Source organism: Joostella atrarenae (assembly GCF_021764745.1).
In the GTDB taxonomy this organism is placed as follows: domain Bacteria; phylum Bacteroidota; class Bacteroidia; order Flavobacteriales; family Flavobacteriaceae; genus Galbibacter; species Galbibacter atrarenae.
In genome coordinates this window covers 94,458-114,279 of the sequence record NZ_JAETXX010000005.1, presented here as the reverse complement: position 1 = coordinate 114,279, position 19,822 = coordinate 94,458, and the positions used below count along the sequence as shown (strand labels likewise).

23 protein-coding genes are annotated in these 19,822 nt (G+C 31.4%); 13 read left to right on the top strand and 10 right to left on the bottom strand.

Going from position 1 to position 19,822, the window contains the following annotated elements:
* Positions 1-105: 105 nt before the first annotated feature.
* Both uvrB and JM658_RS09585 read left to right on the top strand, forming a co-directional pair.
* On the top strand, positions 106-2,097 hold the full coding sequence (gene uvrB, locus JM658_RS09590; protein WP_236959038.1) for an excinuclease ABC subunit UvrB: 1,992 nt from the start codon (positions 106-108) through the stop codon (positions 2,095-2,097).
* A gap of 8 nt (positions 2,098-2,105) precedes the next feature.
* Positions 2,106-2,498, top strand: coding sequence for a ribonuclease inhibitor (locus tag JM658_RS09585; RefSeq protein WP_236959037.1), 393 nt, complete (start codon positions 2,106-2,108; stop codon positions 2,496-2,498).
* A 107-nt stretch (positions 2,499-2,605) separates the two neighbouring features.
* On the opposite strand, the gene JM658_RS09580 is transcribed toward JM658_RS09585, so the two are convergent.
* Positions 2,606-3,037 carry an Hsp20/alpha crystallin family protein gene (locus JM658_RS09580; protein WP_236959036.1) on the bottom strand — a complete coding sequence of 144 codons (432 nt, stop codon included), beginning with the start codon at positions 3,035-3,037 and terminating at the stop codon, positions 2,606-2,608.
* A 215-nt stretch (positions 3,038-3,252) separates the two neighbouring features.
* Between JM658_RS09580 and JM658_RS09575 the strand changes: the two genes are divergently transcribed.
* Positions 3,253-4,551: a DUF2254 domain-containing protein gene (locus JM658_RS09575; protein ID WP_236959035.1), complete on the top strand. Its 1,299-nt coding sequence runs from the start codon at positions 3,253-3,255 to the stop codon at positions 4,549-4,551.
* On the opposite strand, the gene JM658_RS09570 is transcribed toward JM658_RS09575, so the two are convergent.
* Positions 4,548-4,952, bottom strand: a complete 405-nt coding sequence (locus JM658_RS09570) for a TerB family tellurite resistance protein (RefSeq protein ID WP_236959034.1) — start codon at positions 4,950-4,952, stop codon at positions 4,548-4,550. The genes JM658_RS09575 and JM658_RS09570 overlap by 4 nt on opposite strands.
* A gap of 173 nt (positions 4,953-5,125) precedes the next feature.
* Here JM658_RS09570 and JM658_RS09565 point away from each other — a divergent pair, with 173 nt between their 5' ends.
* Both JM658_RS09565 and JM658_RS09560 read left to right on the top strand, forming a co-directional pair.
* On the top strand, positions 5,126-5,812 hold the full coding sequence (locus JM658_RS09565; protein WP_236959033.1) for a phosphoadenylyl-sulfate reductase: 687 nt from the start codon (positions 5,126-5,128) through the stop codon (positions 5,810-5,812).
* A 143-nt stretch (positions 5,813-5,955) separates the two neighbouring features.
* Positions 5,956-6,141: a CsbD family protein gene (locus tag JM658_RS09560; protein ID WP_236959032.1), complete on the top strand. Its 186-nt coding sequence runs from the start codon at positions 5,956-5,958 to the stop codon at positions 6,139-6,141.
* 83 nt (positions 6,142-6,224) lie between these two features.
* Here JM658_RS09560 and JM658_RS09555 read toward each other — a convergent pair whose 3' ends face one another.
* Both JM658_RS09555 and sucC read right to left on the bottom strand, forming a co-directional pair.
* On the bottom strand, positions 6,225-6,563 hold the full coding sequence (locus JM658_RS09555; RefSeq protein WP_236959031.1) for a hypothetical protein: 339 nt from the start codon (positions 6,561-6,563) through the stop codon (positions 6,225-6,227).
* A 444-nt stretch (positions 6,564-7,007) separates the two neighbouring features.
* Positions 7,008-8,201, bottom strand: coding sequence for an ADP-forming succinate--CoA ligase subunit beta (gene sucC / locus JM658_RS09550; RefSeq protein WP_236959030.1), 1,194 nt, complete (start codon positions 8,199-8,201; stop codon positions 7,008-7,010).
* 424 nt (positions 8,202-8,625) lie between these two features.
* Between sucC and lysA the strand changes: the two genes are divergently transcribed.
* The 5 genes from lysA to JM658_RS09525 all read left to right on the top strand — a co-directional run bounded on the left by lysA (position 8,626) and on the right by JM658_RS09525 (position 13,579).
* Positions 8,626-9,867, top strand: coding sequence for a diaminopimelate decarboxylase (gene lysA, locus JM658_RS09545; RefSeq protein ID WP_236959029.1), 1,242 nt, complete (start codon positions 8,626-8,628; stop codon positions 9,865-9,867).
* A gap of 180 nt (positions 9,868-10,047) precedes the next feature.
* The gene (locus JM658_RS09540) at positions 10,048-10,560 is read left to right on the top strand and encodes a thioredoxin family protein (RefSeq protein WP_236959028.1); all 513 of its coding nucleotides are present in this window, start codon (positions 10,048-10,050) and stop codon (positions 10,558-10,560) included.
* A 27-nt stretch (positions 10,561-10,587) separates the two neighbouring features.
* Positions 10,588-11,733 carry a serine hydrolase gene (locus tag JM658_RS09535; protein ID WP_236959027.1) on the top strand — a complete coding sequence of 382 codons (1,146 nt, stop codon included), beginning with the start codon at positions 10,588-10,590 and terminating at the stop codon, positions 11,731-11,733.
* 12 nt (positions 11,734-11,745) lie between these two features.
* Positions 11,746-12,201 carry a VOC family protein gene (locus tag JM658_RS09530; RefSeq protein WP_236959026.1) on the top strand — a complete coding sequence of 152 codons (456 nt, stop codon included), beginning with the start codon at positions 11,746-11,748 and terminating at the stop codon, positions 12,199-12,201.
* Between the two features lie 175 nt (positions 12,202-12,376).
* Positions 12,377-13,579, top strand: a complete 1,203-nt coding sequence (locus tag JM658_RS09525; RefSeq protein ID WP_236959025.1) for a sensor histidine kinase — start codon at positions 12,377-12,379, stop codon at positions 13,577-13,579.
* Here the strand turns inward: JM658_RS09525 and JM658_RS09520 are convergent.
* Together JM658_RS09520 and JM658_RS09515 are read right to left on the bottom strand one after the other, a co-directional pair.
* A complete protein-coding gene (locus JM658_RS09520) occupies positions 13,576-13,953 on the bottom strand; it encodes a hypothetical protein (RefSeq protein WP_236959024.1) in 378 nt (125 codons plus the stop codon). The two genes, JM658_RS09525 and JM658_RS09520, sit on opposite strands and share 4 nt — an antisense overlap.
* A complete protein-coding gene (locus JM658_RS09515; protein WP_236959023.1) occupies positions 13,950-14,519 on the bottom strand; it encodes an RNA polymerase sigma factor in 570 nt (189 codons plus the stop codon). The genes JM658_RS09520 and JM658_RS09515 overlap by 4 nt, the downstream gene beginning before the upstream one ends.
* A 125-nt stretch (positions 14,520-14,644) precedes the next feature.
* On the opposite strand from JM658_RS09515, the gene JM658_RS09510 reads away from it, so the two are divergent.
* Together JM658_RS09510 and msrA are read left to right on the top strand one after the other, a co-directional pair.
* Positions 14,645-14,986, top strand: coding sequence for a DUF6249 domain-containing protein (locus tag JM658_RS09510; protein ID WP_236959022.1), 342 nt, complete (start codon positions 14,645-14,647; stop codon positions 14,984-14,986).
* 64 nt (positions 14,987-15,050) lie between these two features.
* Complete coding sequence (msrA, locus tag JM658_RS09505) at positions 15,051-15,734, top strand: peptide-methionine (S)-S-oxide reductase MsrA (RefSeq protein WP_236959021.1); 684 nt, start codon at positions 15,051-15,053, stop codon at positions 15,732-15,734.
* On the opposite strand, the gene JM658_RS09500 is transcribed toward msrA, so the two are convergent.
* From JM658_RS09500 to JM658_RS09490, 3 genes are read right to left on the bottom strand one after another with little or no spacing between them, the layout of a single operon-like run.
* Positions 15,735-17,153, bottom strand: a complete 1,419-nt coding sequence (locus tag JM658_RS09500) for a hypothetical protein (protein WP_236959020.1) — start codon at positions 17,151-17,153, stop codon at positions 15,735-15,737. It abuts the gene before it with no gap.
* Positions 17,125-17,715, bottom strand: a complete 591-nt coding sequence (locus tag JM658_RS09495) for a hypothetical protein (protein ID WP_236959019.1) — start codon at positions 17,713-17,715, stop codon at positions 17,125-17,127. Before JM658_RS09495 ends, JM658_RS09500 begins: the two co-directional genes overlap by 29 nt.
* The gene (locus JM658_RS09490; protein WP_236959018.1) at positions 17,699-18,241 is read right to left on the bottom strand and encodes an RNA polymerase sigma factor; all 543 of its coding nucleotides are present in this window, start codon (positions 18,239-18,241) and stop codon (positions 17,699-17,701) included. The genes JM658_RS09495 and JM658_RS09490 overlap by 17 nt, the downstream gene beginning before the upstream one ends.
* A gap of 157 nt (positions 18,242-18,398) precedes the next feature.
* On the opposite strand from JM658_RS09490, the gene JM658_RS09485 reads away from it, so the two are divergent.
* Positions 18,399-19,352, top strand: a complete 954-nt coding sequence (locus tag JM658_RS09485) for an aldose epimerase family protein (protein ID WP_236959017.1) — start codon at positions 18,399-18,401, stop codon at positions 19,350-19,352.
* Here the strand turns inward: JM658_RS09485 and JM658_RS09480 are convergent.
* On the bottom strand, positions 19,344-19,748 hold the full coding sequence (locus JM658_RS09480; protein WP_236959016.1) for a GNAT family N-acetyltransferase: 405 nt from the start codon (positions 19,746-19,748) through the stop codon (positions 19,344-19,346). The genes JM658_RS09485 and JM658_RS09480 overlap by 9 nt on opposite strands.
* Positions 19,749-19,822 lie beyond the last annotated feature (74 nt).

Here is a 19,822-nt window from a genome sequence, read left to right as displayed (position 1 = left end):
CCTCTAATTTACGAAATAACAATAGTAAAAAGGGAGAATGTATATTAAAAAAACTTTCACATAACATAAACAACTTTCTATAGTAATGTTTGTTAAATTTGTAAGATGCGATTCAACATAAAATCAGACTATAAACCTACAGGTGATCAACCCAATGCTATTAAAGAATTGGTATCTGGAATAGACACTAACGAGAAGTACCAAACACTTCTGGGAGTTACAGGTTCGGGTAAAACTTTTACCGTTGCCAATGTTATTGAAACGGTTCAGAAGCCAACTTTAGTTTTAGCTCATAATAAAACTTTAGCTGCTCAATTATATTCGGAATTCAAACAATTTTTCCCTGATAATGCAGTAGAATACTTTGTTTCTTATTACGATTATTATCAGCCTGAAGCGTACATTCCTGTTACTGGAACCTATATTGAAAAAGACCTTTCTATTAATGATGAAATCGAGAAGCTCCGATTAAGCGCTACTTCTTCATTACTTTCTGGTCGAAGAGATGTGCTGGTGGTTGCTTCTGTTTCCTGTTTGTATGGTATTGGTAATCCTGTGGAGTTTCAGAAGAATGTAATTTCTATTGAAAAAGACCAAGTGATTTCTCGGACTAAGCTTTTACATAGATTGGTACAGAGCTTATACGCTCGTACTACTGCAGAATTTACACATGGTAGTTTTCGAGTAAAAGGAGATGTTGTTGATGTTTTTCCTAGCTATGCTGATGATGCATTTAGAATTCACTTTTTTGGGGATGAAATTGAAGAAATTGAAGCTTTTGATCCTAACACAAATAAAGTATTAGAAAAATATGATCGTTTAAATATCTATCCTGCCAATATGTTTGTAACCTCCCCCGATGTGTTACAAAATGCCATTCATCAAATTCAAGATGACATGGTAAAGCAAGTAGATTATTTTAGAGAAGTTGGAAAACCTTTAGAGGCAAAACGTTTGGAAGAGCGTACTAATTTTGATTTAGAAATGATTCGCGAATTAGGATATTGTAGTGGTATTGAAAATTACTCTCGTTATCTTGATGGAAGGCAACCAGGAACTAGACCTTTCTGTTTACTAGATTATTTCCCAGATGATTATTTAATGGTTATAGATGAAAGTCATGTTACCATTCCACAAGTACATGCTATGTATGGAGGAGACAGAAGTAGAAAAGAGAATTTAGTAGAGTATGGATTTAGGCTGCCTGCTGCAATGGATAACAGACCATTAAAATTTGAAGAATTTGAAGCCCTTCAAAATCAGGTTTTATATGTAAGTGCAACCCCTGCGGATTATGAATTACAACTGAGTAATGGCGTTTATGTAGAACAAGTTATAAGACCAACTGGGCTTTTAGACCCTATTATTGAAGTACGCCCAAGTGAAAATCAAATTGATGATTTAATTGAAGAGATTCATCTCCGAGTAGAAAAAGACGAACGTGTTTTGGTTACAACACTTACCAAAAGAATGGCAGAAGAACTCACTAAATACTTAAGTCGTATTCAAGTTCGTTGTCGATACATACATAGTGATGTCGATACATTGGAACGAGTAGAAATTATGCAGGATTTAAGAAAAGGAATCTTTGATGTTCTAATTGGTGTCAACCTTTTAAGAGAAGGACTCGATTTACCTGAAGTATCTTTAGTAGCTATTTTAGATGCTGATAAAGAAGGTTTTTTAAGAAGTAATCGTGCTTTAACGCAAACCGTTGGACGTGCTGCTCGTAATCTTAACGGTCGTGCTATAATGTATGGTGATAAAATCACAGCTAGCATGCAAAAAACGATTGATGAGACCAATTACAGACGTGAAAAGCAAATAAATTATAACACCAAACACAATCTTACGCCTACCGCTCTGAATAAAAGCCTCGATAGTGCTTTGGGTAAAAATTCTGTTTCTACTTATCAATTAGAAAAGGAAGCTGCTAAACAAGCTGCAGAACCTGAATTGGATTACTTACCGAAAGAGAAAATTGAAAAAATAATTCGCGAAAAACGTAAATCCATGGAAAAGGCAGCCAAAGAGCTAGATTTCATGGAAGCTGCAAAGTTGCGTGATGAAATAAAAAGTTTACAAGAAAGGGTTTAAGAATAAAAATGTCAAAGCAATTTACGATACAAGGAGATAACATTCATGATATTAAATCTTTTTACAAAGAAATAAATCGGTTGTTTATGAGTTCCGAAGATTGGGAAATTTCGGAAAGCCTCGATGCTTTTAACGATTTACTATATGGTGGTTTTGGGTCTCTAAGCTCTGATGAAGATATTGATTTGATTTGGAAAAACATCAGTAAAAACAAATCTGATTTAGGTATAGAAACTACGCTAGAATTTTATAAAAATAAACTAAAAGAGCCCACTATTTACAATACCGATTTCATTCAAGAAAAGATAACAGAATTAGAACAAGGTTTTGGTAAAACCTATTTTGAAATCCTAATGGAAATTATTGTAAATCAATCAAGAATACATTTGATAGAAAAGTAATTTTTTATTTACTTCTCTATGTCTAAACAAAAAAGCGCCTCGATAAAATCGAGGCGCTTTTAACTAACTAACCAACTTAAACATTATGAAAAAACTATCAATATGTATTATGCGATATCGATAAGCCTTTTTGGTTTTGGTAAGGCTTCTTCTTTTTTAGGTAACGCTAAGGTCAACACTCCTGCTTCATAAGTAGCATTTATCTCGTCACTGTTTACAGTATCTGGTAATGTAAATACTCTTTTAAATGAAGAGAAGCTAAATTCTTTTCTACTATAAACTTCATTTTCCTTAGAAGCCTCTTTTTCATTTTTTACTTCAGCAGAAACAGTTAATACATTTTTATCTATCTCTACTTTAAAATCGTCTTTTTTCATCCCTGGAACTGCTAATTCTAAAGAAAATCCGTTATCATTTTCTTTAATATTTACAGGAGGTACAAATGACTTTTTATTTTCAATTCCCCCGAACCAATCAGGATTAAATACTTCATCAAAAAATGATGGATAAACTACATTGTTTCTTTTTACTAAGCTCATAATTATATATTTTTTTAATTAAACTTTTAATTTTAATAATCGTTGCTAGCCTTAGAACAAAATCAATTCCAATTATATTTAAATGACAAAAAGTCATTATTCAACATTTAAACAATGACTTTTTGTCTTGTTTTACTTATTTTGCTTCAATATTTAAAAAAAGAACTGTCAATTAAAGCGAATACTTTATTTTTAAAATAGAAAAACAAGCCTTAATGAAGTTACTATTCAGAAAACTCAAAACTTTTCTAGACACCATAGAAAGTCAGATTGCCTTCTACCCTACGCTAATCGCAATTGTTGGATGCTTATTTGCTTTCACCATGATATATTTAGAGAGTTTAGGAGTTTCAAAATACTTAAGAGAAAACCTACCTATGCTAGTTTTAGACAACGAAGAAACAGCAAGGTCTCTATTAAGTGTATTTATAGGCGGACTTATTTCTTTGATGGTTTTTAGCTTCTCCATGGTAATGGTATTATTGAATCAGGCCTCCAATAATTTTTCGCCAAGAATTTTACCAGGTCTTATTTCTAATAGAAAACATCAATTAGTATTAGGAACTTACTTAGCAACTTTATTGTATTGCATATTTATATTGGTTTCTATAGAACCAACTGCAGACAAAGATAAAATACCCGGTTTCTCCGTTTTAATAAGCATTATTCTTACCGTTTTCTGTCTCGCTGCATTTGTTTACTTTATTCATTCAATCTCACAATCCATACAGATAAATAATATTTTGGAAGGAATTTTTAGAACTTCTAAAAATCGACTGCTAGCTATTGTAAACGACCAAAAAACGTATAAGGATAAATTTCCAGACACTACAGAATGGCATTCTTACAACTCAAATAGATCTGGATATTTTCAAAATATAGCAATGGATGCTTTATTAGGCATTGCCGAAGAAAAAGATACTAAATTTAAAATATTGGTTGCTAAAGGAAATTTTGTACTACATGGAGTTCCATTATTTTCTACTGAAAAAGAACTAGACGAAGAAACCGTAAAAGATATCTTGAGCACTTTTATCTTCGCTAAGGGAGAACTAATAGAAAACAATTATGTATTAGCTTTCAAACAAATTACAGAAATTACAGTGAAAGCAATGTCTCCAGGTATAAACGACCCCGGAACTGCACTAAATGCAATTGATTATCTGACGGAGCTTTTTGCTATAAGAATGAAAAAAGAAGATACAAGCATCCATTCTAAAGGTAAAAAACTTCTTATTTATCAAGCTTCGATAAGCTTTGAGGAGTTACTTTACAATGTAATGGCTTCTATAAGATTATATTGTAAACATGATATTATAATTATTCAGAAACTTATGGTTATGTTTAGGTTTTTACACTTCCAAGAATGTGCAGATGAAAACTATAAAAAATCTATCCTTAATGAAGTTAGAACTCTTGTTGACGAGGCTAATAATAACCTAACCAACAACAGAGATAAAGAAACATTAAGCAAGCATTTGGATTTCTTTAATATAGATATAAAGGAAGCCTAATTATAATATGTTTTAAAAATGGAGATTAATACATCTGGCGGAACTATTCCATTAGGATAATTATCTACTATTTGTAATACGCGATCTATCGCGAAGGGACTTAAACCCATTCGAACTCCAAATTCTTTTAAACGTTGAATTTCATTTGGATGCTTTTCCTTATCGATATTCATTAATAAAACCAAACGATGAAACTGAAGAATTCTTTCAGATTCTGGAGATGGCGGAATGTATTTTGCCTTATTACTAACAAACAAAGCATCTAACTCCTCTTTTTCTACATCCATATGTTTTGCTATAGTATAAATAAAATTATACTCTCTTTCGGTGACCAAATGATCTGCTTCAACTAAAGCTATCATTTCGGAAAGCAGGCTAAGTTTTTGTTCTTTCTCACTCATTTTGTTGGGACGATATTGAGTTGATATATAACCCTAAAATAGTAATTATTCTAATTGAATAATTAAAATAATCTTAATTTTCGATGAGAAACAACATAATATGAAGTGAAAAACGATTAAAATAAGTATATTGCGCCATTAAAAGCAATACTCTATCGAATAAATAGACTTTTATGATTTCAACAGAAAAAAGAGTGTATACTGAAAATGAGATTCAGTCTTTAAATAAAAAATATAAACCTCTTAATATACATGAGCGAGTAGCTGAATTGTATAACGATTTTTCCGAAGAGGAAGTAATGCTTACAAGTTCATTTGCTGCCACTTCAGCTTTTTTATTACATCTTTTTTCCGAAGTGAATAAAGATCAACGAGTTTATTTTATTGACACTGGATATCATTTTCCAGAAACATTAGCTTATAAGGAAAAACTAACGAAGCTATATGATCTCAATGTTTCTTCTATAAGTGCATTGCAAGAAGAGTATGAATTTACAGTACGTGATGAAACCTATAAGAAAAACCCTGAGTTCTGTTGTAGTATTAATAAAGTTAAACCACTAGATCTTATAAAAAAGAAATACAATGTATGGGTTTCCGGATTGATGGAATGGCAAAGCGACCACAGGTCTACGCTGGATATTTTTGAAATGAGAGGTGAAATATTGAAATTCTACCCACTGTTAGATATTAGTAAACAAGAAAGAGATCTATACATTAAGGAACACACACTTCCATTCCATCCATTAGTATCAAAGGGATATAATTCGATTGGATGTAAACATTGTACAGTTCCTGGAGATGATAGAAGCGGACGTTGGAACAATAGTCCTAAAACTGAATGCGGTCTTCATCTATAATTTGGACATTCATTAGGTATAATGAATTAATCATCCATAAAAAATAACATTCTTTAAGACAAAATTACCATCTCTTTGTGATATTATTCCTGTTAATAGTCAGAACTTTAATGTACTAATTATTAATTAAAAATATTAATATTATGAACAATCAAGAGTTAAAAGGAAAATGGAATCAAATAAAAGGTAAAGTTAAACAACAATACGGTGAACTCACAGATGATGACCTAACTTATGTTGAAGGTAAATTTGATGAAATGCTAGGTCGCATTCAAGAAAAAACCGGAAAAACAAGAGAGGATATCGAAAGAGAGTTTAAAAAGCTATAATATCCAAAGGCTTGACCTATTGATAAAAAGAAAAGCTTCCGATTTCTCGGAAGCTTTTTTACATATGTGAAGAAGATAATGGACTATTTTGCAACAATTCTTACATCTATTAGATACTCTTCACCAGCTTTAAGAGAAGAATTATTAATCTTCTTGTAGTTCATTCTACTTTTAATATAATCTTCTACCATTTCATTTTCTGCAGTTACAGTGAGTACAATTAGCTCACTTTTTTTATTCACCATAAAATGAACTTTTGCCAACATATCATTATCAGAAACTCTAAAGGATGGAGTTCCTAATATTAGAGATAGTTGTTTAGAAACTTCGCTGTTTGTTGGTTTCGGATCGTTGTTGCTAGCCATAACAATATTCGATACTGCTAGTAATGCTAGAATTAATGCTAATTTGAAATTTCTCATAATGCTTTTTGTTTTTTGATTACATGTCAAAAGTACAACGAGAAAACAATATAAAACACTATAAAATAGATAGTTAACTAACTCTTAAATAAGGTAACATTGTGGTAATAATGAAGATTTATAAATAGACATATGCATTAAATACGTCAGTAGTAATAAAAACAAGGTCTAGAGAGATTTCTATAAAAAGATAAGAAAATATTATTAAAATGAAGCTTTCAATACTTCAGCAAATTATATAAATAGGATGAAAAAAAATTGTGTAATACTTACTATAAAAGCAAAAATAAGTCGTTTAAATTAACAGACCCATATTTTGACATGAAATGAGTTTCTGGATAACGTTCGCTTAACAGATGAAAAGAAAACGAAACTAGCTTTACAATTTAAAAACAAAAAGCCCCGACAATGTCAAGGCTTAGCGTTATATATATTTTAAAAACCTTACGATAAAACAGCTTGTACTTTATCTGCAGCTTCTTTAAACTCGATAGCTGATTCTACAGCAAGACCAGAATTATCAATTAATTCTTTAGCGATCTCTGCATTTGTTCCTTGTAAACGTACAATGATTGGCACTTGAATTGCGTCTCCCATGTTTTTATATGCATCAACAATACCTTGAGCAACACGATCACAACGTACAATACCTCCAAAGATATTTACTAAGATAGCTTTTACATTAGGATCTTTTAAAATGATTCTAAAAGCAGTTTCTACTCTTTTAGCATCTGCAGTACCACCAACATCTAAAAAGTTAGCAGGTTCTCCTCCAGCCATTTTAATTAAGTCCATAGTTGCCATTGCAAGACCTGCACCGTTAACCATACACCCAACATTTCCGTCTAGGTTTACAAAGTTAAGTCCAGCTTCTTTTGCTTCTACCTCAATTGGATCTTCTTCTCTAAGATCTCTCATTGCCTCATAGTCTTTATGACGGTACAATGCATTATCATCTATAGATACTTTCGCATCTACAGCCATAATTTTATCATCAGAAGTCTTCAATACTGGGTTAATTTCAAACAATGAAGAGTCAGAAGATTCGTAAGCCTTGTATAAAGCAGTAACAAATTTTGTCATCTCTTTAAAAGCTGTTCCGCTTAAACCTAAGTTAAAAGCAATTCTACGAGCTTGGAAAGGTAATAACCCTGTAGCAGGATCAATCTCTTCATGGAAAATTAAATGTGGCGTTTTATCTGCTACCTCTTCAATATCCATTCCTCCTTCAGTAGAATACATGATCATATTCTTCCCTTTACTTCTATCTAACAATACCGACATGTAAAACTCAGAAGTTTCACTCTCTCCAGGATAATAAACATCTTCAGCTACTAAAACTTGGTGTACTCTTTTCCCCTCTTTACTTGTTTGAGGAGTTACTAAGTCCATTCCAATAATATTTCCAGCTATTTCTTCAACTTCTTTAAGGTTTTTAGCAAGCTTAACTCCACCTCCTTTTCCACGTCCACCGGCATGAACCTGTGCTTTTATTACGTGCCATCCAGTTCCGGTTTCTTCAGTTAATTGTTTTGCAGCAGCTACAGCCTCTTCAGGATTCTGTGCTACGACTCCACGCTGTATGCGCACTCCAAAACTTGCTAATATTTCTTTTCCTTGATATTCGTGTAAATTCATAACGATACGTTGTATAATTTAAAGCTGAACAAAAGTAACAAATGGAGTTTAATAAACCCAATCTAGATTTATTTTTTTAAAAATGATAACATTTTATACTGATTAAGCTCCTATTTCATACCAATTAACCCTTATTTACAATGTATACATTTATATACTTATAAAGACAAGAGAGAACAGAATAACATAATAGACTTAAAATAAGCACAGTATACATTTTACAATGTATTGGATTCTTTCATCTATAAATATGTGTTATAATTGCAGATTTATTAATTTTACAAAAAAATAATTCCATTTATAATTTAACCAGCAAGAGGAAAGTTATAAATATAACAATGTGTTTTATTTTTATTTATTTAGTGAAAAATATTTTTAATCAGGGATCACTTTTATAATTTTGTCCTCTAATATATATTGTAGTATGAATAATAGCGACCTTTTAAATGTAGCCAAAGAATTTGGCAGTCCGGTATACGTGTATGACTCAGAAAAAATAACCTCCCAATACCAAAGGCTTACTTCTGCTTTTAAAAATGTAAAACATTTAAAGCTGAACTATGCAGTTAAGGCGTTATCTAATGTTGCCATCCTTAAGCTAATGAATTCTTTAGGAAGCGGTTTAGATACTGTTTCATTACAAGAAGTACAGCTAGGATTAATGGCAGATTTTAAACCTGAAGATATTATATTTACTCCTAATGGGGTTTCTCTTGAAGAAATTGAAGAAGTTGCCAAACTTGGAGTACAAATAAACATAGACAATCTTTCGATCTTAGAACAATTTGGAACTCGTAATCCTAATATTCCAGTTTGTATCAGAATCAATCCTCATGTTATGGCAGGAGGAAATTCTAATATTTCTGTGGGACATATCGATTCTAAATTCGGAATAAGCATACATCAGATACCACATATCTTGAGAATTGTAGAAAATACTGGGATGCGAGTAAACGGTATTCATATGCATACAGGAAGTGATATCTTAGATATTGAAGTTTTTCTTTACGCTTCTGAAATCTTATTTGAAACTGCCAAGAATTTCCATGACCTTGAGTTTATAGATTTTGGTAGCGGATTTAAAGTTCCTTACAAAGAAGGTGATATTGAAACGAATGTTGAAGAGTTAGGTAAAAAACTAACAACTCGTTTTAATAAATTCTGTAAGGAGTTTGGGCGTGATTTAACTTTAGCATTCGAGCCTGGGAAATTCCTAGTTAGTGAAGCTGGTTTTTTCTTAGCGAAAGTAAATGTTGTTAAACAAACTACGTCTACTGTTTTTGCAGGAATCGATTCTGGATTTAACCATTTAATTAGACCTATGCTTTATAATTCTTACCATAGAATTATAAACATATCTAAACCAAAAGGGAAAGAACGCTTCTACTCTATTGTTGGTTACATCTGTGAAACAGATACTTTTGGTAGCAACAGACGTATTAATGAAATTTCTGAGGGTGATATACTTTGCTTTAAAAATGCAGGAGCATACTGTTTCTCAATGGCAAGCAACTACAACTCCAGATTTAGACCACCAGAGGTTTTATGGCACAATGGCAAAGCTCATTTGATTCGTAAGGGAGAAAACTTTAACGACCTTATAAACAACCTTGTGGAGCCTAACATTCCAGAACTTAATAAAAAAGAGCTTGTAAAAGAAGCTTAACAGATAAATTCAAAAAAAAAGCTCGGCAGAAATGCCGAGCTTTTTTTTGCCCATTTTTCAATAAGAACAACTTCTTTCATTAAAAGGTTATTTTAGTATCTTTACGAATGATGGCTCACTCATATTGTAAGCTTACTTATATAAAAACGTCTGAGCTACTGAAACACAACAAGCATAAAAATGAAAGAAACGATCCTCCTTTTTACGACCCTACTATTTACCTTTACTACACAAGCTCAAGAAATCGAATGGCTTTCTTGGAGTGAAGCAGTAGAAAAAGCCAATACCGATAAAAACCCTAAAAAGCTATTTGTAGATGTATATACTGACTGGTGTGGTTGGTGTAAAAAAATGGACAAAGACACCTTTAATAACCCTAAAGTTGCATCGTATATGATGGAACATTTTTATATGATAAAAATGGATGCTGAAGGAAAAGAGGAGATTGTTTACAAAAACAAAACCTTTAAATACATCCCCCAAGGGAAACGTGGTTACCATGAATTGGCAGCAGCATTATTACAAGGAAAAATGAGTTTCCCTACTGTAATATTTTTAAACGCTAAACAAGAGATTTTATCGCCAGTTCCTGGATACCAAAAGCCTGATGGTTTCTTAAAGATTGCTAAATATTTTGGTGATGACATTTATAAAGATAAAAAATGGCAAGAATACGATGCTGAAAAAAGCTAAGCTATAATTAAAACCTACCTACAACTTATGAAAACCTACTTAAACTCATTTATTTTATTACTTTTTGCCTCTCTAATAATATCTTGTGGAGATAAAAAATACAAAACTGAAGATCCATTAAAAACTGTTCTTAAATCTGATAACCCGCTAATAAAAAAAGTAGTTGATAGCGCTGATGCATATGAAGTTCAGATATTATTTAGCACTATTAATCGGAAAGAAGACAATGTTGAATTTACAGATTATAAGTTTAGAGTAAACGATTCTAATTACTTCTATCCTGCCAGTTCTGTAAAATTCCCTATAGCCGTTTTAACCTTAGAAAAGCTAAATAGAGACAATCGATTAAATATTAAAACACCTTTTTCTGTTGAAGGCGATTCTGTAGAAACAACATTTGAAAAAGAAATAAATAAAATTTTTGCTGTAAGTGATAATGACGCCTACAATCGTCTTTTTGAATATCTCGGTAAAGACTACATTAACAAATCACTTCATGAAAAGGGCATTAGTCCAGTAAGAATAAGTCATCGTTTATCTACTGATAATGCTTATGAACTCGATACAAAACCTCTTATTTTTAATACTGAAGATTCTATAATAAAAGTCCCTGGGACTAAAAATTCTGCTATAAAAAAACTAGACCTAAATAATATTCAAAAAGGAATAGGATATACAGAAGGAGACTCTATTATTAATCAACCAATGGATTTTTCTTTAAAAAATTACCTCCCAATAAATAGTTTACACGATATAATGAAACGTGTAATTTTCCCTGAATCTTTTTCAGCAGAAAAACAATTTTCATTAAGTAACACCGATAGAGAATTTCTATTAAAGTCGATGTCTACTTTACCTAAAGACCAAGGCTACGATCCTAAAGAATATTATGATAGCTATGTGAAATTATTCATGTATGGAGACAAAAAAACTGCTATCCCAGAACATATTAAAATCTACAATAAGGTAGGTTTTGCATACGGTTACCTTACTGATTGTTCTTACATTCATGATACTAAAAATGATATTGAATTCATTGTTACTGCTACAATTCATGTAAATAAAAATAAAATTTACAATGATGGCATTTATGAATATGATGAAGTTGGAATTCCTTTTTTAGCCGAATTAGGAAGACAATTATACAACACACAAAAAAATAACACCAAATAACCGCCAATTAAGATGAAAAAGTCATTTAAACCAATCGCACTTATAATTTTAGTATTATTATTTATGACCACAAAAACAAACGCTCAAACTTTTAAATTAAGCTTTGACCATCATGCCATTTTAGTTAAAGACCTCACAGAAAGTTCTAACTTCTATTTGAATATTATGGGACTAGAGGAGATTGAAAATAAAACTGGAAAATCTCATATCCGTTGGTTTTCCATGGGAGGCAACACTTCATTACATGTTATAGAAGATTCTAAACATAATGTTCCAGATGTAAAAGGGGTTCACTTTGCACTCCATACCAAAGATTTAGATGGTTTTATAAAGCATTTAAAAAACAACAATATTTACTTCGAAAACTGGCCAGGAGAACCAAATACAACAAATAGTAGAGCCGATGGAGTTCGACAGATTTACCTTAAAGATCCCAATAATTACTGGATAGAGGTAAACGAAAATTAAACACGTATAGATAGCATATAAATATTCTTTAGTCAACTTAAATTATTTCTGATGTAAGAATATTATTCTTTACACTTTGTAATATATTCTCAAAATATAATACCTTAGATAAGAAATTATGAAACTATAATACAACTCCTTATTGCTAAATCTTAGCTCCAAGGAGCTTTTAAATATGAACCAATCTACTACTTTACCTACAGACAGATATAAGGAAAAGGCTAAGCTAATTCTAAATGCGAATTATTTTTCTTCTATTCTGATGATATGCTTGGCTCCGCTATGCTATTATCTTCTTGACATAAAAGAAATAATTCCACACACTTTTGTTATTTATGGCGTGTTAAATATTCTCAACACGCTTTTATTTTACAAACACAAAAAGCTTATTTACACCTTTCTTTTTACTTCATGCATCGGTATTTTATCTGCTGCAATTGTTACGCTATACAGCGGTGGAATTAATAGTCCTTTTACTTTTGTTTTGGCTTTAATTGTTTTTGCAGGTTATATTTCCACTCAAAATTATGGTAGGCTTCATCTTTTTGTAATTATCCTTTTTATTCTATTCATATATTTCCACGACGTGTTTCACTTCACTTTTAGAAACGTAGTCCCTGCAAAATCACAAGATTCTTATAGCTTGATTGGCATTTTATTTAGTGTTTATATTTTGGGAGGAATCTTTGGAAAAATATTACTTACCAACTATAACAACCTATACATTTCAAAAAGAGAAATTGAAAAAAAGAATAATGAAAATGAAGTCTTATTAAAAGAAATTCATCACCGTGTAAAGAATAATTTACAAACCATTTCTAGCCTATTAAATATGCAAGCTAGAAACACAGATAATTTAGAAACAAAAGCTATGTTAACCAGTAGTCACAACAGAGTTTTATCTATGGCTATTGTACACGAAATGCTTTATGCTAAAGAAGATCTTTCTAAAATAGAATATAAAGATTATGTAACACAGCTTGGAGGGTTTCTATTGAAGTCGATAAACAAAAGCGATAAGGATATAAAATTTAATATTGATATTATAAATATTAAATTCAACATTGAAACTGCTATTCCATTGGGGTTAATTATTAGTGAATTCGTTACTAATTCTCTAAAACATGCCTTTATTAATACTGATGAAGGATCTATTTCGATCCAAATAGAGAAAAATGACCCTACATTTTACGAACTTACTTTAAAAGACAATGGAATAGGTTATGATACAGAGCTACACTGTAATGCTAAAAACTCTATGGGACTTAAACTTATAAAAAACTTAACCAGACAATTAAGAGGAACCCTCGATAAAACAACGTCCCTAGGTGATGGGGTTACCTATATTATAACATTTAAAGAAATACAAAGTCCTTAATTCTTATCCAAACGTTTTTTTAAGATAGGTATTTGAACTATTATTAAGCTCCCTACTGCTAAGATTCCGTAAATAAAAGTATTTGGTAATTTGATTGATAATAAATCTATATAAGATGATAACTCATTTACGGCTGGCTCTATTATATCATCACTAGGTAAAAAAGTAGACAACACAATAATTCCTACTAATAATACAAAAACAGCTACTTTAGCTTTATTAGAAATTAAGGATTTAAAGCGAATAACTTTTGATTGTGCATTTAAAGTCTCCATTATATTCAGCTTTAAGCTCACTGAAGGTCGCTCTTTACCAACTTCATGAACAAGTCTTCGAGTAAGTTCGTCTAATTTATGCTCTTCGTTCGTACTCATAGATTTATATTTAATTCTGACTTATTTTTTAATATTTTAAAAAGCTTTTTTCTGGCTCTAAAAAGTTTAATTTTCACATTATCAGCAGAAATATCAACAATCGCTGCTATTTCTTTTATAGAGAGGTCATCAAAGTAATACAACGTAATTATTGTTTGCTCTTCAGTATCTAATTTTCCCAAAGCATCTTTAATAACTTTTATGCGCTCTTTAGATTCTAACATATCCAAAGCATTATCAACCTCATCAAGTTGCTTATAAGACGCTTCCTCTATCACAATAGTTGCTACATTTCTATCATTTTTACGACACTTATCTAATGCGCTATGGTATACAATTCTATACAGCCAAGTGGAAAATTTAGAATCTCCTTTAAAAGATCTTAGAGAATGATAACACTTTATAAAAGCATCTTGTACAACATCTTCAGCTTCCTCCCTATTTTTTAAGATACGTATAGCCACTGTAAAAGCTAAATCTTGATACGTATCTACAAAATAAGAAAAAGCATTGGTGTTTCCTTCTAAAACACGCTTTATATATTCTTTATCTTTTTGGCTAGTCATTCACACATAAGACGTTGCTGTCTCACTATTGGTTACAAGATAATTCATCTTTATTAAAAATATTTGTAACCGAATTATTTAAACGTACGTCATAATAGCAAACAATAAACTAAAAAACATAAATTATGGAAGGAGTAATTATAGTTGCAATTATTTTTGGAGCAATATTCGGGGTTATTTATTTATTTATTACTGCAAGACACAAAGAGCGTTTATCTTTAATAGAGAAAGGAGCTGATGCTTCTATATTTTATAGTTCTAATAAAAGGAGAACTGCCCCTGTATGGAAAATATTAATCCTTAATACTTCTTTATTATTAATAGGAGTTGGTGTAGGGATATTTTTAGCAGGAGTATTACACAACAATTTTAATGTAGATGCAGAAGTAGCTTTCCCTGGAACAATCTTCACTCTGGCTGGAATTGGTTTATTTGTTGGATTTACTTTATCTAAAAATTTAGATTAGTAACATTTTACAAGCATAAAGTAAGGAATTTGGTTAATTTTAGACTAACTAGAAAAATAATTTTATGAAACTTATAAAACTAAATTCCTTACTTTTTTTATGTCTATTTACCATAAGTTGTCAATCTTCTACAAAAAAAGAAGCTTCTAAAACAACAGATGAAACTGCCAAAGTAGAATTTGAAAAACCTATTCAAGATTTATCAGAATATGAGACCGCATATTTTGCTAGTGGGTGTTTTTGGTGTGTAGAAGCTGTTTTTGAAAGTGTAAAAGGAGTTAAAGAAGCTGTTTCTGGTTATTCTGGAGGTACAGAAAATAATCCTACCTATCAAGAAGTTGGAGGAGGAAGAACAAGTCATGCTGAAGCAGTAATGGTATATTATGATCCCGCAGAAGTTTCTTATGAAACCTTAGTCCGTGTATTCTTTGGGTCTCAAGACCCTACGCAGTATAACAGACAAGGTCCAGATAGAGGCGCACAATATAGATCGATTGCTTTTTATAAAAATGATAAAGAGAAGGAAATTATAGAACGTTATATAAAACAACTAGAGGAGAAAGAGATTTATTCAAAGCCTATTGTTACTCAGGTAGTTCCATTTGATAAATTCTGGAAAGCCGAAGATTATCACCAAGATTATGAAAAAAGAAATCCTAACAATCCATACGTCCGTAATGTATCGATTCCTAGGCTAAAAAGGTTTCAAGAAAAATATCCTGAATTATTAAAAGATAATATTCATTAATTATTTTAGGACAACATCACTAAAGGTAGCAACAAGATTAATCGTTTTGTTGCTATTTTTTTGTGAAAAATATCCATTTGCCACTTCATTATCATACCTCTTAGAAACATCTAAAATTAATGCTTTTGAGTATTTCACCATAGAATTAGAGGCGTTACTATAAAAATTGAAGGCCGATTTTGGTAGTGTTAGCTCCGCTTCCGAATTATCTAATATGATATTAAGTGTATTAAAATCATCTGCTATTTGGGCAATTTCCAATGCTCCAAAACTTCCATTAATTATAGCATCCCCTGAAAAATTCTGAATAGCTACGTTAGAAGATTTAGAAACTAATTTTATACTGCTTACATGGGCTATATCTACAGACTCCACAAAGTTTACATGAAGTTCTCCTTGGTTCCAATTTCCAACAGAAATGGGAGAATAAGAAGCATTAATAACCGATTTATCGCCATCTACCCTTGAAGCATGCAACCTTGTATAAGACAAGGTTGCATTTATATTTGTTGTGTTTTCTGCTAAGGTTACCTCTCCATGACGAACATCCATATCAAGTTTAACTCCTTTAGGAATCTTAATCTTAATAGTCTTTTTTATTTTCAAATTATTGTTCGCTTCATTAGAGTTATAGTAAAAAACTTGATTTCCATTTCCTGAATTACTGCTACTTCTAATTTTAATAATTTCTTGTCGAGCTTCTTGCATAGCTTTTCTTGCTTCTACCGATGCTTTTCTAGCTTCTTTTTCAGCATCAATAATCTCTCTCTTATGAGATTGCCACTCCACTTGACGCTCTTTAACATTATTCTTCCATTCTTCTAAATTTGCTTTTACCTCATCATTAAAACTCTCATTAAATTGTTTTTTCCATTCTTTTAAATACGCATCACCATCTTTTTTGTAAGCCTCATAATCAAAAGAAAAACTTTCAAAATCCATAGGTAACGGAGGCATTGGCGGTATAGGAGCCATAACCATCATTGAATCCATTGGAGGCATTGGTGGCATTGGAGGCATCGGAGGCATTGGAATTGAATCTGGGAAATCAAAATCCATATCGTTTAACCCAGACAATACAATTACATTATTTCCTTGCGACCATCTAACTCCATTTGCAGTGGTAATTTTAACTTTACTTGAATTTCCCACAGCTTTAAAACCCCATTCCTCAAAATACTTGGCAGCTTCTTCTTTAGAGACGTCTTCTATTTCTATGGTCGCTTCTACTTCTACTCTATTTTTATTCCAAGTCTCAAAAGTTACATCGGCGTAGCTTGTATTAACTTCCACTACAGCATCATTATTTACTTCAAAAGACTCTTTATAATTTTTAGTTTGCTTTTGGGCTTGCATACAAAACGATACAAGCATAAAAAATGTAAAGCATCTATACATTTTTGTCATTGAATTTTTCATTTTCAGTTTCTTTAAGTTCTTTGATCTTTTCTTTTAATCGGTATAGTAACTGTAAACGTAATTGTAAATTATTGATAAGCGCATCAATGGTTTGACTATTCGGACCTACTTTATTCAACTCGACGGTTAACTCATTATATGCATCATTTAATTCTGAAAGCCGATTCATATAACCATCTAACAGCTTTTTATTAGCTGCTGTCAAATCGATATCAGCGAGTTCTAAGTTAATATTGGCTACATAGTATTGCTCTACCTTTTTTAAATCTGGAGAGATATCTCCTAACGTAATTTTAGAATCTTCAGAATTCTCTTTCTTTTGCTGAACATCAACAACAGTATCCTCTGAAACATCTTTATTATTCATAAAGACACCCATCCCAACTCCAAAAATTACGACGATAGCAGCTGCAACTTTCCATAGCATAAAAGATTTTTTCTCTTTTTTCTTTGGAAGTTCTTTCTCTAAAAGATCTGCAAAACGTTCACGATGACCTTTAGGCAATCTTTGTATTTGCTCTTCTGAGTCGTTATTTAATAGCTCTTTAATATCCTTTGCCATAATTCTTTTCTTTTAAAAGCATTTTTAATTTCTGCTTCCCTCTTAACAAATGAGTTCTTGATGTAGTATTATTTATTCCTAATATCTGAGAAATCTCCTCATGGTCATACCCTTCAATTAAGTAAAGCATCAAAACATATTTATACTTTTCAGGAAGCTCCTCTATCGCTTTTTTAACCTCAGAAACATCTACATCTTCATCAACTTTCCAATTATTATCAGCTACTAACTGTAAATCTGTTTCCTCGATAGAGATTTGAAATTGCTGCTTTGATTTTAAAAAGTCTAAACACTTATTAATTACAATTCGCTTTAACCAAGCTCCAAAAGTCACTTCTGCTTTAAACTGATCTAATTTCTGAAATGCCTTAATAAAAGCTTCTTGCATAACATCTTGTGCATCATTTGTATTCTTTACATAACGCATAGAAATACAATACATGCCATCGCAATACATATCGTAAAGTCTCATTTGCGACTTCCGATCGTTGTTCTTACACTTCTCAATTAAATCAATTTCAAGCATGCCGGCTTGCTTCTTTTAGTTGGTTATGGTTACTATTCATCTCTAAAGACGATTCAAAAAATAAAACGTTGCATTAATTTCTATAAAGTTACAATTAAACACTAATTACATTTTCGTAATTTAGCCTTTCAACAATAATAAAAGACCTTCACTTCTGATGAAAAAATATACAATAGAAAACAGCCTTATAAAATTAGTTACTATTGATTATGGAGCTACAATACACCAATTGATTACAAAAGATAGAAATGGAAATGATGTAAATGTAGTTATCAGTTTTAAGGAATTGGAGAATTATAAACACAATTCAAATTACCTCGGTGCTTCCGTTGGACGTTTTGCTGGTAGAATTAGAAAAGAAGGATTTAAATTGAACGGAAAACAATACGACCTCTACACAAAAAACGATGCTCATTTACATGGAGGTAAAGAAGGGTTTTCTTTTAAAACCTGGGAAATGGAAAGTATCACCGAAGGAGAAAATCCTAGTATTAAGTATTCTTACTTCAGTAAAGATATGGAAGAAGGCTATCCTGGAAACCTAAAAGTATATGTTACCTATACACTGATAAAAAATGAACTCACTATTTTATTCGAAGGAGAATCAGATCAAGATACTGTTCTAAATCTTACCAATCATAACTATTATAACTTAAATGGCAAGGGCAGCATCTTGGATCATGAATTACAGATAAATGCCAAAAACATTCTCGATACAGATGAAAACGCAATCCCAACAGGGAAATATAAAGCTGTAGAAAGCACCCATTATGATTTCCGTGAGAAAAGAAAAATTAATAGTGATTATGAGTTTAAAGGGATAGACGACACTTATGTTTTGGATGAGAAGGAACCGCTAGCTAAAATATACAGTGAAGAGAGTGGCATTGAAATGATTGTTGCTTCCAACCAACCCGGAGTTGTAGTTTATACACCAGAAACTATGGATGAATCTAAGATATCCAACAAACCTTTGGAAAGATACCCTAGTATTTGTTTTGAAACAGAAAAATTCTCTGATTCTCCTAATCATAATAATTTTCTATCTACAGAATTAAAAAAAGGAGAACACTATACAAATGAAACTACTTTGACTTTTAATTTAAAATAGTTTTTCCATAATAACATAATCAATTCCCCCTTTTGTAAAGGTTTCTTGTGTTGCTACAAATCCAAATTTTTGATAAAACGTTATTTTATCAACCCGGGCATTGCACCATATTCTTTTTACATCTGAAGGTATTCTTTCTTTTAAAAGATTATTTAATAAAAAAGAACCGTACCCTTTCCCCTGCTCATCGATGCAAGTTGCAAATTTTCTAAATTGTGCAACTTCTCCTTTTATAAATAGAGAAACTACGGAAACTAATTTATCCGCTATAAATAGTCCATAATGCAATCCCTCCAAATCATTAGAAATCTTTACATATGCTAACGGCTTATTAGGCCACATCACTTTATGTCTTATTTCCCAAGTCTGCTCGGCCTTTATCTTTTTAATTTTCATTATTAATGAATATAAAAAACCTCAGAATTGAGTAATTCTGAGGTCGTATTATCATACATTTTTTTAATGATATA